General features: G+C 41.7%; 12 protein-coding genes. 6 read left to right on the plus strand and 6 right to left on the minus strand.

Features of this window, described 5'->3' with window-relative positions:
• The first annotated feature begins 6 nt into the window (after positions 1-6).
• The 3 genes from carB (at position 7) to ATS75_RS00815 (ending at position 4,994) form a co-directional block, all read left to right on the plus strand.
• Positions 7-3,225, plus strand: coding sequence for a carbamoyl-phosphate synthase large subunit (gene carB / locus ATS75_RS00805; RefSeq protein WP_058558530.1), 3,219 nt, complete (start codon positions 7-9; stop codon positions 3,223-3,225).
• 51 nt (positions 3,226-3,276) lie between these two features.
• A complete protein-coding gene (gene greA, locus ATS75_RS00810) occupies positions 3,277-3,753 on the plus strand; it encodes a transcription elongation factor GreA (protein ID WP_058558531.1) in 477 nt (158 codons plus the stop codon).
• Between the two features lie 197 nt (positions 3,754-3,950).
• Positions 3,951-4,994 (plus strand): S66 peptidase family protein, encoded by a 1,044-nt coding sequence (locus ATS75_RS00815; protein ID WP_058558532.1) that lies wholly within the window; start codon positions 3,951-3,953, stop codon positions 4,992-4,994.
• A gap of 60 nt (positions 4,995-5,054) precedes the next feature.
• On the opposite strand, the gene ATS75_RS00820 is transcribed toward ATS75_RS00815, so the two are convergent.
• A complete protein-coding gene (locus ATS75_RS00820) occupies positions 5,055-5,711 on the minus strand; it encodes a nitroreductase family protein (RefSeq protein WP_058558533.1) in 657 nt (218 codons plus the stop codon).
• A 122-nt stretch (positions 5,712-5,833) separates the two neighbouring features.
• Here ATS75_RS00820 and ATS75_RS00825 point away from each other — a divergent pair, with 122 nt between their 5' ends.
• On the plus strand, positions 5,834-6,772 hold the full coding sequence (locus tag ATS75_RS00825; RefSeq protein WP_058558534.1) for a LysR family transcriptional regulator: 939 nt from the start codon (positions 5,834-5,836) through the stop codon (positions 6,770-6,772).
• Between the two features lie 70 nt (positions 6,773-6,842).
• Here the strand turns inward: ATS75_RS00825 and ATS75_RS00830 are convergent, their stop codons facing one another.
• The 3 genes from ATS75_RS00830 to ATS75_RS00840 form a co-directional block, all read right to left on the minus strand.
• The gene (locus ATS75_RS00830) at positions 6,843-8,297 is read right to left on the minus strand and encodes a serine hydrolase domain-containing protein (RefSeq protein WP_058558535.1); all 1,455 of its coding nucleotides are present in this window, start codon (positions 8,295-8,297) and stop codon (positions 6,843-6,845) included.
• Between the two features lie 173 nt (positions 8,298-8,470).
• Complete coding sequence (locus tag ATS75_RS00835; protein ID WP_058558536.1) at positions 8,471-11,650, minus strand: efflux RND transporter permease subunit; 3,180 nt, start codon at positions 11,648-11,650, stop codon at positions 8,471-8,473.
• A 3-nt stretch (positions 11,651-11,653) separates the two neighbouring features.
• Positions 11,654-12,826, minus strand: a complete 1,173-nt coding sequence (locus ATS75_RS00840) for an efflux RND transporter periplasmic adaptor subunit (RefSeq protein WP_058558537.1) — start codon at positions 12,824-12,826, stop codon at positions 11,654-11,656.
• 140 nt (positions 12,827-12,966) lie between these two features.
• Here ATS75_RS00840 and ATS75_RS00845 point away from each other — a divergent pair, with 140 nt between their 5' ends.
• Positions 12,967-13,215: a YkgJ family cysteine cluster protein gene (locus ATS75_RS00845; protein ID WP_201020941.1), complete on the plus strand. Its 249-nt coding sequence runs from the start codon at positions 12,967-12,969 to the stop codon at positions 13,213-13,215.
• A 65-nt stretch (positions 13,216-13,280) separates the two neighbouring features.
• On the opposite strand, the gene ATS75_RS00850 is transcribed toward ATS75_RS00845, so the two are convergent.
• Complete coding sequence (locus ATS75_RS00850; RefSeq protein ID WP_058558539.1) at positions 13,281-15,134, minus strand: TonB-dependent receptor plug domain-containing protein; 1,854 nt, start codon at positions 15,132-15,134, stop codon at positions 13,281-13,283.
• Between the two features lie 189 nt (positions 15,135-15,323).
• On the opposite strand from ATS75_RS00850, the gene ATS75_RS00855 reads away from it, so the two are divergent.
• Positions 15,324-15,833 carry a peptide-methionine (S)-S-oxide reductase gene (locus ATS75_RS00855; RefSeq protein WP_058558540.1) on the plus strand — a complete coding sequence of 170 codons (510 nt, stop codon included), beginning with the start codon at positions 15,324-15,326 and terminating at the stop codon, positions 15,831-15,833.
• Positions 15,834-15,894: 61 nt separating this feature from the next.
• On the opposite strand, the gene ATS75_RS00860 is transcribed toward ATS75_RS00855, so the two are convergent.
• Positions 15,895-16,443 carry a DUF4136 domain-containing protein gene (locus tag ATS75_RS00860; RefSeq protein ID WP_058558541.1) on the minus strand — a complete coding sequence of 183 codons (549 nt, stop codon included), beginning with the start codon at positions 16,441-16,443 and terminating at the stop codon, positions 15,895-15,897.
• Positions 16,444-16,497 lie beyond the last annotated feature (54 nt).

Here is a 16,497-nt window from a genome sequence, read left to right on the forward strand (position 1 = left end):
GTAATAATGCCAAAACGTACCGATATTAAAAGCATTCTTATCCTAGGTGCTGGCCCGATTGTAATCGGCCAGGCCTGTGAATTTGACTACTCTGGTGCTCAAGCGTGTAAAGCACTTAGAGAAGAAGGTTATCGAGTTATCTTAGTTAACTCTAACCCTGCAACAATTATGACAGACCCTGAAATGGCAGATGCGACGTACATCGAACCAATTCACTGGGAAGTTGTTGAAAAAATCATTGAAAAAGAAAAGCCGGATGCTGTACTACCTACAATGGGTGGCCAAACAGCATTAAACTGTGCGCTTGACTTAGACAAGCACGGTGTATTAGCGAAACACGGCGTTGAGCTAATTGGTGCTACCGCTGATGCAATTGATAAAGCTGAGAACCGCGAACGTTTCGATGTTGCAATGAAAAACATCGGCCTTGAATGTCCTCGCGCTGAAATTGCTCATACAATGGATGAAGCCCGCGACACAATGACGCGCATTGGCCTACCTTGTATCATTCGTCCTTCTTTCACGATGGGTGGCACCGGTGGTGGTGTGGCTTACAACATGGAAGAGTTCGAAGAAATCTGTGAGCGTGGTTTAGACCTTTCACCAACGAGTGAATTATTGATTGATGAATCTTTAATTGGTTGGAAAGAATACGAGATGGAAGTTGTTCGCGATAAAAAAGACAACTGTATTATCGTGTGTTCTATTGAAAACTTTGACCCAATGGGTGTTCACACTGGTGACTCAATCACGGTTGCACCTGCACAAACATTGACAGACAAAGAATACCAAATCATGCGTAATGCCTCTATGGCAGTGTTACGTGAAATTGGTGTTGAGACAGGTGGTTCTAACGTACAGTTTGGTGTTAATCCAGTTGACGGCCGTATGGTTATCATTGAGATGAATCCACGCGTATCGCGTTCATCTGCACTTGCGTCTAAAGCAACCGGTTTCCCGATTGCAAAAATCGCTGCTAAGTTAGCAATTGGTTACACGTTAGATGAGTTACAAAATGATATAACAGGTGGTAAAACACCCGCTTCATTTGAGCCGTCAATCGATTACGTCGTAACTAAATTGCCTCGCTTTAACTTTGAAAAGTTTGCTGGTGCTAACGACCGTTTAACAACGCAAATGAAGTCAGTTGGTGAGGTCATGGCAATTGGTCGTAACCAACAAGAATCTTTACACAAAGCATTACGTGGTTTAGAAGTTGGTGCAACGGGCTTTAACCCGATTGTGGCACTTGACGACCCTAAGGCAAAAGAAAAGATCATCCGTGAATTACGTGAACCAGGTGCTGAGCGTATTTGGTATATCGCAGATGCAATGCGTCATGGCATGAGCGTTGATGATGTATTTGAACTGACTAAAGTTGACCCATGGTACTTAGTACAGATTGAAGACATTTTAAAAGACGAAGCTAAAATTGCTGAAGTAGGCATGGCGGGCTTAAACGCTGATTTCCTTCGTAAATTAAAGCGTAAAGGCTTTGCTGATCCACGCATTGCTGAAATTGCGGGTGTTTCTGAAGCAGAAATACGTAAGAAGCGCCATCAGTTAAACATTGTTCCAGTGTACAAGCGCGTTGATACGTGTGCGGCTGAGTTTAGTTCTGATACGGCTTACATGTATTCATCATACGATGAAGAGTGTGAAGCTAACCCAACGGACCGTGATAAAATCATGGTTATTGGTGGCGGCCCTAACCGAATTGGTCAAGGTATTGAGTTTGATTACTGTTGTGTGCATGCTGCGCTTGCATTACGTGAAGACGGTTATGAAACTATCATGGTTAACTGTAACCCTGAGACAGTGTCTACCGATTACGATACCTCTGACCGCTTATTCTTCGAGCCAATTACGCTTGAAGATGTGCTCGAAATCGTGCGTGTTGAGAAGCCAAAAGGCGTTATCGTGCAGTACGGTGGTCAAACACCACTTAAACTTGCTCGTGAGCTAGAAGCCAATGGCGTGCCAGTAATTGGTACTTCACCAGATGCAATTGACCGCGCTGAAGACCGTGAACGATTCCAACAGCTTGTTGAACGCTTAGATTTATTACAGCCAGAAAACGCAACGGTGACTTCAACAGAAGAAGCAATTGCAAAGTCTGCTGAAATTGGTTTCCCACTCGTTGTGCGTCCTTCGTATGTACTAGGCGGCCGCGCGATGGAAATCGTTTATGATGAGCAAGACTTACGTCGTTACATGACAGAAGCCGTATCTGCATCAAACGAAGCGCCAGTTCTACTTGACCGTTTCTTAGATAACGCAATTGAAGTGGACGTTGACGCAATTTGCGACGGCGAGCAGGTCATTATCGGCGGTATCATGGAGCATATCGAACAAGCAGGTGTTCACTCAGGTGACTCAGCGTGTTCATTACCTGCACACTCGCTAACGCAAGAAGTGCAAGATGTTATGCGCAAACAAGTAACTGATATGGCGCTTGAGCTTGGTGTTGTTGGTCTGATGAATACACAGTTTGCTGTTAAAGATGGCAAAGTGTACTTAATCGAAGTGAATCCGCGTGCTGCACGTACTGTTCCATTTGTATCTAAAGCAACCGGTGTCGCACTTGCAAAAGTAGCCGCACGTTGTATGGCGGGTCAGAGCCTTGCTAGTCAAGGGATCACGAAAGAAGTTATTCCTCCCTATTACAGCGTAAAAGAAGTGGTGTTACCTTTTGCTAAGTTCCAAGGTGTGGATCCAATCCGTGGCCCTGAAATGCGCTCTACGGGTGAAGTGATGGGTGTGGGCGATACTTTCGCTGAAGCCTTTGCTAAAGCTCAATTAGGTGCAAGCAATACTTTACCACGCGGTGGCCGCGCGTTACTATCTGTACGTAATAGCGATAAGCCACGTATTGTAGAACTAGCAAAAACCATGACAGACCTTGGTTTTGAGCTCGATGCTACTGGTGGCACAGCTTCAGCCCTTGAAGATGCTGGCATTACCGTTCGTCGCGTAAACAAAGTATTTGAAGGTCGCCCGCATATTCTTGATAGAATTAAAAATGGCGAGTATAGCTATATCGTTAATACTACCGAAGGTCGCCAAGCGATCGAAGATTCGAAGGTGTTACGTCGTGGTGCATTGCAACACAAAACTAACTATACCACGACCTTGAATGCGGCATTTGCTAACTGTACTGCAAACCAAGCAGACGACCGTAGCAGTGTGACGTCAGTTCAAGAACTACACCAGCGATTGAACTAAGGAAATGTGCCAAGGCCGAAGTTTTCGGCCTTGGGATTAAGTGAGAAAAGTATGCAAACAATTCCGATGACAGTTCGTGGCGCAGATTTATTGCGTAAAGAACTTAACGAATTAAAAACAGTTACCCGTCCTAAAATTGTCAATGATATTGCAATTGCGCGTGAACATGGTGACTTAAAAGAAAACGCTGAATATCACGCTGCGCGTGAACAACAGGGTTTTTGCGAAGGCCGTATTCAAGAAATTGAAGCTAAGCTTTCAAACGTACAAATTATTGATGTAACAAAATTACCAAACACAGGTAAAGTTATTTTTGGCACTACTGTGACCATTGTAAATGTGGAAACAGACGTTGAAGTAACTTACCAAATAGTGGGTGATGATGAAGCAGATATAAAAAATAATCGTATTTCGGTGAATTCACCGATTGCCAGAGGGTTAATTGGTAAACAAGCAGATGATGCCGTCATTATCAAAACACCGAATGGCGATGTTGAATACGAAGTTATTGAAGTGCAGTACGTTTAATACTTTCCTGACTACGCGTTAAAAAAAGCCGCTGCTCTACAGCGGTTTTTTTATACCTGTCATTAAGGCCGAGTTTTCAAGAAATACCCATCGTTCTTTTCAGTCCTATAAATTAGACAGCGGTTCAAAAATCCGATAGGTTAAGGTTTCACAAGCCATTAATAGCTTATTAACGCCTAAACCCACCAAGGAGTTGTATGGAACCCATTATTTTCCCGGAGCCTTTAACCACCAGCAGTAAAATTGCGGTGTGTGCTTTTTCAAGCTGTGTTGATGAATCTTTTCAACCTCGTTTAGATAAAGTGATCAGTGGGTTAAACTCCCGTGGCTTTGAGGTCTTGGAAGGAAAGAGCTTAAGAGAACCAAAATCAGCAAAAGAAAGAGCGAATGAATTAATGGCTTTTTTAGAAGATGACTCGATAGCAGCCATTATGCCTCCTTGGGGAGGAGAATTAGCGATGGAAATCTTGCAGTACATTGATTTCAATGCGTTAAAAAGGTGCCGTCCAAAGTGGATTGTTGGTTTTTCAGATATCAGTACTTTTATGTGTGTTTTAACAGCACGGTGTGGTTGGGCTACGCTTCATAGTGCTAATTTAATGCAACAGCATCCCAATGAAACGGACACATTCTGCTTGGATGTATTTGATGTTCTAAAGGTTACAAAACCTGAAAAGTTTGAACAAGTTCCTGCTCAATTTTATCAGTCAGAACCGATTGATTATAAAACTGAGCCCGATACTATGTTTAATTTTACACAGCCAAGTCAGTGGCGTTGCTTAAATTATAAAGACACACGGAAAATCGAACTAACAGGGCGTTTGTTTGGTGGTTGCTTAGATACACTCAGTGTTTTATTAGCAACACCGTATTTAGGATTACATGGATTCAAGCAAAAGTATGCGCCTGAAGGATTAGTACTTTACTTAGAAAACGCAGAACTTAGCCCAACGGCTGTTGCTCGAAGTTTAATTGCATTAAGGTTAAATGGTTTATTTGCTGATATAAACGGCATTATTTTGGGTCGCAGTGCGGTCATTAATGCTGTTCACCAAGATATTGATTATTATGAAGCAATTGAACTGGCACTTGGGAAGTGTATATTCCCTGTCATTATCGATGCAGACATAGGTCATGTGGCGCCAAATATGAGTTTAGTTAACGGTGCATTTTGCACATTGAACGCCTCCCTTGAACAAGGGATCGCAAAAGATATCTGCTTAACTACGTCGTTCAAATAAAAACAGATAACGAAAGGGCTCATGCTTTCATGAGCCCACATTAATTAAGGTCAACAGACCCTAAAGGACGTGTATGACTTGTTCCTTTGGTAAGCGAGATTTAGGCAGTGTTGCATTATAATCTTCAGAAAGGTCATGGTAGCCAATGGCTAATGCTACGTCGCATATAAAGCCATTTAGCTCTTCTTTGAATACGTCACCAATAAGCTCAGCATCAACGCCTTCCATAGGCGTTGAATCGATACCTAAACGGGCAGCTGTGTGCATTGCATTGCCCAACGCGATATACGTTTGTGCTTTTGTCCATGCTGCATTGTTGCCAGCTACATCGGTATTTAAATCAACAAATGCAAATGCGCCAAAAGCGTGCTCACGATTTTCTTTTGGCGTGCGTCCATTTTCAATATCAGCATCAATCACGGTTGCATAATCTTCGCGGGTATACTGTGGGTTATATGCGAATAATATAGTGTGTGAAGCGGCTTTAGTATGTGGTTGGTTGAACTGAAATTTATTAGCGAACGTGCTGTGCAAACGTGCTTTAGCCTCATCCGATTCGATAACAATAAATTTCCAAGGTTGTGAATTGATAGATGAAGGGGAAAGTCGTATCGCTTCATAAAGCACTGCTAAGTCTGTCGCAGGTACGCGCTTTGTCGCGTCGTATTTTTTTGTAGTGTAACGAGATGCTAAATCAGTAATTATTGGGTGTGTCATTTTAGTTCCTGTCGCAGATAAGTTTTAAAATATATGCCATTAAGTTACACAGATGATAGCCCTTGCATTATGTTAGATAAACAGCATAATTATTGAATCATTATCAAATAAATATAGATAATATGCAGATTGATGATTTAAAACTTGTATTAAAAGTTGCCGAGTTTAAGAGCATTACCCTTGCAGCGGCAAAGCTCGATATGCGAACAGCCACAGCCAGTGCCGCAATCAAACGTGTGGAAGCATCATTAGAGGCAGAACTTTTTGTACGTACGACACGTCATTTAAGGCTGTCAGCAGCGGGGGAGCGTTATATCCCTCAATGTAAGCAAGCGATTGCGATACTTGAAAACGCAAAGCACAATCTTAAGGGTGAGCACGATGAAATTGAAGGTGAATTAAGAGTCGCGCTTTCATCTGACTTAGGGCGAAATATAGTGATCCCTTGGATTGATGAAATTATGGACAAATACCCTAGGGTCAGCCTACGTACTCATATAAGCGATAGTAATATAGATTTTTATCGTGATTCAGTGGATATTGCACTTCGTTATGGTTCGCCTAATGATGCAAACGTATATGGCTTTAAAATTTGCAATGTCCCGCGTTTATTATGCGCAACTAAAGGCTACGTTATTGAGCATGGAAACCCACAACATCCCAATGATTTAGTGGATCATCAAGGTCTGTTTTATCAATTGCAAGACATCATTAATAATGTCTGGGAATTTACGGACGGTCAAACTAAGTACAAAGTAAAAATGAAAGGTAAGCGTGCTTCAAATGATGGTGATTTAGTAAGGCGCTGGTGTATTGCCGGCAAAGGGGTGGCAGTCAAGTCAGCTTTAGATATTGCAGATGATCTAATCCATGACAGAGTGGTTAAACTAATGCCTGATTACCAGCACACATGTGGTGAATTATGGCTTATTTGTCCTAGTCGACAATCAATTACTCCGGCTGTTAGGTTACTACGCGACGTATGCCGTGAAAAAGCGAAGGCAACGCTTATGGCGCTCATACATAAAGGCATACTCGATAAAAGCGTGTTGGAAGACTAAAACTAATGCGCTTGAGCATTTTCAAGCACATCGACAGACTCGTTCATCAACCCATATTTTACTTGATGTGTTATTTAATTGCTTTCAATTGCGTAATAGCTTGCTGAGCACTTTCACTGGTGGGGTTTAATTTAAGTGCTTGTTGGTAACTTTGAAGTGCAAGCGTGTACTGTTTTGCTGTCAGGTATGCTTCACCTAAACTATCAAAAGCATTGGATGATTCTGGGTATTTAGCAGCATTGAGCTCAAATACAGCAATGGCAGCATCCAATTGTTTCATCGCCATAAACTCATAGCCTAAATAATTAATGCTTCTTTCGCGCAGTGGCGCTTGTTGCTTATTTAACTGATTATATTTTCTCTTAAGGGCAGAAATACCACCCGTTTGAAAGGCGCGATAAAGTAGGCTATCCATGTTTTCGGTTGCAAGCTCAGAGGGCGTGCCATAAAAAATGTTGGTTAAACCTTTCGTCATTGGAGTTAGTGGCGCCCCTCCTGTGTTGTTTAAAATGATTATGACTAACTGATCTTCAATGATTCGACTGATAAATGCATTAAACCCATCAATTCCCCCGCCATGCTGAGTTTGTGTCAGTGGTTTGCCGTATTGGTTTACTTTTAGCTGGTTTACCTCCCAGCCAAGTGCGTAATTACGCTGTTCGGAAACCTTGTACATGTGGCTTTTCAGTTTCTCATTAAGTAATGTATTTGTATAAAGAGCCTGGTCCCATTTAAGGAGGTCGCGTGCAGTTGAGTACATTGAACCTGCAGCGTAGGGGATGGACATATCTAAATAATCAGCATTCTTATAACCATCTAAATTATTGCTATAGCCCGATGCACGTTGTGAGATTACTTTTGTGTGAGAATCATACCCTGTATCGTTCATATTGAGGGGGGTTAAAATACGTTCTTGTAATATATCTTGATAGCGCTTATGAGTTACGGCTTCAATGACTGCGCCTAAAATAAAGTAGCCTGAGTTGCTATATCGAAATTGTGAGCCGGGTTCAAAAAGTAAATCTTCGCTGCACAAAAGGGTAATAAACTCGTTTACAGTGTATGGATTACGGCTGTAATGTGATCTAAAGTCTTTTGCTCGTGTGTAGTTATCAAGCCCAGAGGTATGATTGAGTATTTGCCTTATTGTAATCTTGTTACCTATATCTTGGCGATAATCGGGCAGGTATGTGCTTAAAGGCGCATCAAGCTGTATTTTGCCTTGCTGTACTAATTGTAAAATAAGCAGCGCAGTGAATTGTTTGGTAATCGAGCCTATTCGAAATTTTGTCTCCGCGGTATTTTTAATTTCCCACTCGAAGTTAGCGTGACCATAGCTTTTTTCAAAAATCACGTTGCCTTGCTTTGCCACTAACACATTGCCGTTAAATTGTTTTAGTTGATGAAACGAACTGACAAAGTTATCCATTTCTTTGGCAACCGAGTTAGCCTTTACTACCTGTGTAGTGCTTAGCAATACAATTGTCAGCAAGGCAAAATAGAGTCTACAAACGGTGGTTTTCATCGTTATCCTGTAATAATGTCGATTATTTAATAACCTATCAATAGCGCGGATAGCAGACAAAGTAAATCTATATCGTGTTGATTTATTGTGATTAAATCACTGATTGTTGCTTTTTAAAATATAAAAAGCCCGCGCTGTAAACAACGCGGGCTTGTTGGTTGGGATGTCAAATTTTATAACTGAGTCTGGTTAGTTTTGCTATCAATAAGACCATTCTTGGAGTAAACATCAACGAGTGGGTCTTTACCACGGACTTTACGAATTACACGTTTAAGGTCCTCCAGTGCTACATATTGGCACGGAATCAAAATCAGAGTAATGACGGTGGCAAACAGCACACCAAATGCCAGCGATACAGCCATTGGAATAACTATTTTGGCTTGTAAGCTGGTTTCCATAATGATTGGAAGTACGCCAATAAATGTAGTAATCGAAGTCAGTAAAATAGCTCTAAAACGACGTGCCCCCGCTTGCATAACTGCATCTTTGATTGCAACACCATCAGCACGAGCTTTGTTAACAAAATCAACCATAACTAATGAATCGTTCACAACAACACCCGCTACCGCGATAATGCCAAAGATTGATAAGCCGCTCATGGTCATACCTAAAACCATATGCCCAAACATAGCGCCAATTACACCAAATGGGATCACTGACATAATGATGAGTGGCTGTGAATACGAACGAAGTGGTATCGCTAATAACGCAAATATAATCATCATTGAGAGTGCAAAGTCGCGTACTTGCTCAGCCACACTGTCCATTTCTTCTTGAATACGTCCAGCAACACTACTTTGCACGCCTGGGTAATTCTTCAGTAGAGAAGGTAAGTATTCATCACGTATTTCTTGTGCTATTGCAAATGGTTCAACTTGCTCAGAATTAACCGCTGCCCATACATTAATTGTACGTTTTGAGTTTTCGCGGCGAATACGGTTAACACCATCGACTAGATTTACTTGCGCAATTTCTGCCAGTGGCACTTCAGCACCGCTTGGTGTAATAATGCGAACACTTTCAATATCACTGATTGAGTTACGTGCTTCTTCTGGATAACGGATCATGACCTTGATTTCTTCGCCATTACGTAAAATACGTTGTGCTTCAAGACCGTAATAGCTAAAGCTCACTTGTGATGCAACATCTGACAGTGTCAGCCCCATGCTGTAAGCAAGTGGTTTAAGGTCAAGTTGTACTTCATCAGTGGCGCTTTGCATTGAGTCATTTACATCACCCACACCTTCCATGCTATTTAGTTTTTCTTTAAGCTTGGCTGCAACTTCTTTAAGTTGCTTACTGTCCTTACCTTCTAAACGGAAGCTAATATCGCCATCATCTCGACCGCCATTCATTATACTGTCTTGAATTGTTAGCGTTTTAACTCCAGGCAGAGGTGGCATTTGTTCACGCCATAAGGCGCTGAGGGCAAACGTATCAATAGGGCGTAAATCTGGCTCAATCAATACCGCCATGATGCTGGCATTTGTGCGGCCACGCAGGCTTACTGATAAATCGCGCACCATTGCCGTGCCATACTGTTCTTTTAGTTGCTTATCAACATTTAAGATAACTTGTTCAATTTGTTGTGCCGTTGCGAGTGTCGCTTGCTCAGATGACGCCAAATTCATTTCTACAGAAATGCGAGGAAAATCATGCGGTATCTTAGGGTTTGCAACAAATTTAACTAAACCACCCGCGAACATACCGCCACTCACAATCAGTACACACACAAACCCAATGATGACGGTATAGCGATAATGAATGCAACGGGCAATAAACGGTGTGTAGTAATTTTCAACAAAACGTTTTAACCCGCCATCCATCACGGTACGTAAACGATGAAGTGGGTTTTTAGGGTTTGGCTTCCGCACTTTCATTGCTGCTAAATGAGCAGGGAGTATCAGTTTTGACTCAATTAATGAGAAAATTAAGCAGAGAATAATAACCCCGCCAATAGCTTTAGAAAACGCCGCCCCTGGGCCTGTCGCTAACGTTTGTGGTAAAAAGGCTGCAATGGTGGTTAATACCCCAAAGGTTGCAGGCATTGCGACACGTTTAACACCGCGTACAACGTTATCAAGAGAGTGACCGTGCTTTTCAATTTCAGCACTAGCTGACTCACCAACAACAATGGCGTCATCAACCACTATCCCTAGTACCAGTATGAATGCGAATAATGACGCTAAATTGATTGTGACATCTAAAAAGCCCATCGGCATCATTAAAAAAGCACCTAAGAATGATACAGGTAGCCCCATCATTACCCAAAACGCCAAGCGCAAAGGTAAAAAGAGTGCTAGTACGACCATAACTAATATGCCGCCCCATACCATGTTGTCGATCATCATATCTAAACGCCCTTCAAGGTAGTACGTTAAATCAACAATGGGTGTTAATTTTACGCCAGCAGGAAGAGTGTCAGCTTTATCCGCTAAGTATTGTTTTAAAACTTTAGCGACTTTAGTTATGTCTTGATCTTTGGATGCATTTATTTCGAAAGAGAGGGAGTTCTTGCCGTTATATTTAGAGTATTGTAAACCTTCTTCAAAGCCGTCATTAATCGTGGCTACATCCCCTAAATAGACTTGTGCGCCGTCAGGTAATAATATCAGAGGCAGTTTTTCAAATTCATTACCACGGTAGGCTTGTTTTTCAACACGCATCGAAATATAGCCATTTTCAGATCGTATTTGCCCCGCTGACATATTCGCTGAAAAGGCACGAACAGCGCTTGATATATCTCTGAAGGTTAAGCCATATTCACGCAGTTTATCTGGGCTTACTTCAATTCCTATTTCGTAGTCTAAGCCACCGTTAAAATTAACGAGGTTAATTTGTGGTAGTGCTTGCAGCTCATCTTTTATGTTGTTACCCAGCTCTTTAAGCTGATAATTACTCATATCACCGTAGAGTGCGAGTATCATTACTTCTTGCTCGAACTTATTGTGACGAACAATAGGGCGTTCCATACCTGCAGGAAAGGTATTGATAGCGTCAACTTGCATTTTTATTTCGTCGAGTACTTCCTTAGTATCGTATTTTTCATCTACTTGAATCCATGCTTGTGAAAAGCCACGGTTTGAATAGGTGATTTTACGTTTTAAGCCTTCTAGCCCTTCAAGGCCTTCCTCAACTTTAATTGTTATACCTTCTTCGACCTCTTGAGGTGCTGCGCCAGGGTAGACTGCTTGTACGCTGATCCAGTTATTTTCAAACTGTGGAAACATTTGTTTGCGTATTGAAAAGGCCGTTAAGATACCGCCCACTAAGATAAAAATCATAAGTAAGTTTGCAGCAACGGGGTTGCGTGCAAACCAGGCTATTAAGCCTTTTTCACTGTGAATGGTCATGGCTTATTCCTCTTTTAACGCAAGCTGTGTTGCGCCTTTAGGAGATACTAAATCATTCAGCTTAACTTGCATCCCTTCGGTGGGGAACTCTAACGCTGAGGTAATTAATTGTTCACCTTGATTGAGTCCTTCATTGGCGATTACCATGCCATTTTGTTCACGCACAATGTTGAGTGTTTTGAATGATAACGTTAAATCATCATTCAATACGGCAATTTTGCCGTCTTTTACAAGGTGATGTGGAACAACGATTGCGTTAGCTAATGTTTGCCCTGTAATAGTCGCGTTAATGTATGACCCAAAACGCAGTGGTTGTTTACTCTGGTAGGGTGTATTTACTTGTGCAACCAGATAACTCATGCGACTTTTCTGGTCAATTACCCCTTCGCTGCGCACTATTTTAGCTTGCCATGTTGTTGGCTTACCTGCAAATTCTGCGGTTAAGGTTGCCATTGCGCCAATCCCACCATTTTCTAGGTACTGGAGCTCTTTATCGGCAACTGGTAAACGTATTTCAGCAATTGATGTCGAGCTTAAAGAGCCAAACTGGCTTCCCGGGTTGACGACGCTGCCCAAGCTAATATCACGTGCAGCAATAATGGCATCGTAAGGGGCTTTAATATAGGTACGCTCTAGGTTTCTAACTGCACGCTTTTCAGCTGCTTGTGCCGCGCGATAGCGCGCAAGTTTTTCTGCAAGTTGGGGTTTACGCAAATAAAGGTTAGAAGGAATAACTTGGTTAGAGTCATCTTTTATGCGATCCCACTCTGCTTTAGCGACATGCGCTTGTGCACGCTCAATTTCTAAATCAGAACTTGCTTGAGCTAAGCCAGCTTGCGCTTCAATTAATGCAGCCTCATAATCATTTGGGTCAATTCGTGCTAGAATGTCACCTTGGCTAACAAATCCACCTTGAACAAACTGTTCAGATACAAACACGACCTGTCCACTGACTTGAGCGACCAGTTGTGTGTGATCTTTTGCTTTTACAACACCATATGATTTTACATCTAAGGTGATGGCATCAAGGTTCAATACATCAGCAGAAACGAGCGGGCGAGTATCTTGTTCTGGTTTTTCTTCTGGAGGCTGTTTCATTGATGAGAAACCAGCTGCCAGTGCTATGCCGCCAACCAATACGGCAATAGGTAAGATTATTTGTTTTTTAGTAGCCACGGGGCTTTCCTCATAATTAGGTGACAGCCTAATGATAATGAATAAAGTATTTATATGTCGTGTGAAGATGTAACAAGTCATTACATCATTAACAAAGTGGCGTTATTAGGTAAAAAGGGGTAAATGTGAAAATACAACCAATGAGCTGTCGATTGGGATGCGGCGCATGCTGTATAGCACCCAGTATTAGTTCTCCAATCCCCGGTATGCCAAATGGTAAAAAAGCTGGTGAGCGATGTATTCAATTAGATAACAATAACTTATGTAAGTTATTTGGTGATGAACGCAGGCCGAAAGTGTGCAGTGACTTTACTGCAACTCTTGATGTATGTGGGAAAACGAATGCGCAAGCATTAACTTTAATTACAGAGTTAGAGCAAATGACATAGTTATTGGTGTGAGAACATGAAAAAAACCGTGTAAAAAACCACGGTTTTTGACATATCTTTTTTACTTACCAGTTATAGGTTGCACTAAGGGTATATTGTTCACCTCGCCCTGGTGTTCCTGGGATTTCTTCAAACGATTCACCCCATAGGTTATCAGCAGCAAGCGTTATAAATAAATTATCAAGGCTCGTCGGTGTCACTTTTAAGCTTAAATGAGTAAAAAACGCCGAGTCATCGCTGCTGCGCAATGCATTTTCATGTTGTTTACGCCACTCATTATCAATGCGAAACTCTAACGCATCGGTAGGTGTCCATACTGCACCGAGGGTAATTCGGTGATCAGGAAAGTTTAATGCATAAAAGCTAGCATCAATATCCTGTGCGCCGTATGTTTCAGACTTGTGCAGATAGGCATAGCTGCTAACCAGTTCAACACTATCAAACTGTTTAGTTACTAAAACTTCTAATCCAGAGGTGTCAATATCAACCGGGTTGGCGGCACGGGCAAAAACAGAATCAAAGCTGTAAGTCCAATCTGTTAAGTTGTCATCTTGTCGATAAAACAGCGCTGAGTTTAGTTGCCAAGTTTGTTGCTCAAATAAGAAACCAAGCTCTAGATTTTGTGTGGTTTCGCGCTCAAGGGTGTAATTACTTCTAAATAATCCACCCGAATCACTACCGCCAATCGCCGTATAACCTGCTACTTGGCTAGCTTGCGCAAATGATAAGTAAACAGTACGCTCAGAGCCGTCAGTATTAACTGTATTCCAGTTTATATCACCTAGTAATGAAATTGCTGAATCATCTCTATTGGTATCATCATAGGCTGCACCTAAACGAACTGTCAGTAATTGATTATTGGCAATAGCTGTTTGATATTCAGGCAACACACTTAATTTATAATAATTACGCGAGGTAAAGTTATTCTCAAGCGTGGTTGATTCAATGGAATCTTCAATAAACTGAGCTGAGTAATTTAAAGCAAATGATTGGCTTTGGGCATGACGACCTGAAAAACCTAGCGATTTAACTTCGGTCTCATGAAAAGCTTCAAAGGCACTGGGGTTTTCACGAGAATAAATATAATGATCGTTGTTTTTACGATAATAAGCCGATATTTCAAATGAGCTATCAGCCGCATAACTTTGCTGATGATTCACTAAAAATAGTTGTGTATCTAAATCTTCGGTTTCATTTACACCAAAAGGAGTATACATATTTGGCCAACCAAAAAACTTTTGTTGGGAGCCATAAAAAATATCAGTTTGTGATTGCGGCCCACTCAATTGAACGCGGCCTGATACACGGCTAAAGTCATGATCGCCATACTCTATAGTGCCATCACTTTGTGAGTGCGAATATTCACCTTGAAAGCCTAGCTGCCAGTCTTTCATATCTTCAAGAGGCAGTGTAATTCCCGCATTCACGCTTTGTAGATTAAAGTTATTAGTACCCGCACCTAATGAGACACTGCCGCCAGTGTTGATTGGTGTCCAACCAAAATCAACGGTTCCAACAGAGCTATTCATACCATAGAGTGCGTTATCAACACCGGTTAAAATGGCTGGGCCACTTAGCATTTGTGGAGCAATAGGAATTTCAGCAAAATAATGCCCTGATTGCGGATCGAATAAAGTCGCACTCCCAACGCGAAAGCCTGTGTTTTCAAAAATACCGCCGCGTATTGTGACATCAGCTTGCGCTTCTGCCATATTTCTCGATTGTAAATCAACGCGTGGGTCATACTCTAAGTTAGATACTGGGGCATCGAAAGTACCTACTGGTAGTTGGTTTGCCGTAGGGGATGCACTAACGGTAATTTTTTCTATTTCGACTAACTCATTTGCATCATTAGCAAGGGCATAGCCTGATAGTGAAGTCATTATTGCTGGGATCATAAAGTGCGAGGCACGTTTCATTTTTAGTAATCTTCTTTATGGTTTAGTGCTAACAATTAAATGCGTATCACATTATGTGCGTGATAATATAAGTGCATTGTAGGGGACTGTCGTATTGTACATTAATGCACAAAAACTGCATGTGAAAATAGCCAACCCAGTGAGTGCTGCATATAGTGTGCACGTTTAAGAATTTAGGTTAATTTATCAATGAGCAAAGAAGATAAAGCGATAAGCTTGCAGCAAAGTACGGTTTATTTTGCTGGTGGCTGTTTATGGGGAGTGCAAGAGTTTATGAAGCATGTCCCCGGTGTTGTAAATACACAAGCAGGGCGAGCAAACGGTACTAGCAATACAACAGACAGTGAATATGATGGGTATGCAGAATGCGTAAAAGTCATTTTCAACCCTGCAACCGTCGCGTTAGCAGAGTTGTTTGATTACTTTTTTGAAATTATAGACCCTTATAGCGTCAACAAGCAGGGGGAAGATGAAGGAGAAAAATACCGAACCGCTATTTATAGCCAACGGTCTGAGCACTTAACAGCAGCCACTCATTACATAAATCAGCGTGACGATGCCCATAAGATCGTCGTTGAAGTAAAGCAGCTAACAAATTACGTAAAAAGTGACGAGGAACACCAAGACCGATTGAGTCGTTTTCCACATGATTACTGCCACATTCCGCGAGATTTACTGCATAAATATAAAACAGATTAGTTTGCTTACAGGCACAAAAAAGCTCACCAAAAGTGAGCTTTTAAAAACCTTGTATAAGGGCTTACTTATTTAACTTTTCAGGTGGGAAGCCACTTAAAATAGTCGCAACGGCTTTATTTACAGCTTCGGTGCGTTGCTCAGGCGACTGCTTCTTGATTAAACGACCTTCACGAGCACCACGCCACACCAATTGATTAGATTGACGGTCAATAACATCTAGAATTAGCGTACCCACATCGTACTCTCTAGTTGTCGTTTGCGTATTATACCCCATGCCCCAGTAATTCCAGCGCGCTGAGTAGCCAACATTCACCGTGTCTACGTCAATTTTAGTATCAACTGATGCATGGTAATTAAGTAACACATCGGCTGTAGATGTATCGGCCATAGCCATACCTTGCGCCTGTAGCTGGGTGTTCACAGCCTCTCGAACTCGTTGTTCCATTAGAGGGCTAATTTGGTAATTACCAGCATTCTTTAAGGTTGCCTGTGGCATCCAAGCAAATGTTTTATAGTTGCTAAAATCAACTGATTTATCATAATCAACATCAGGGGTTTTAGCACATGCAGCAAGCAATAATACAGCTACAGCAATTAATAGGTTTTTCATGGCGTTTGCTCCTTGGCAAAAGTTTTTCCAGTCGTTTGATAACATAACATAAAA

It is taken from the genome of Pseudoalteromonas sp. H105 (assembly GCF_001469215.1).
Lineage (GTDB): Bacteria > Pseudomonadota > Gammaproteobacteria > Enterobacterales > Alteromonadaceae > Pseudoalteromonas.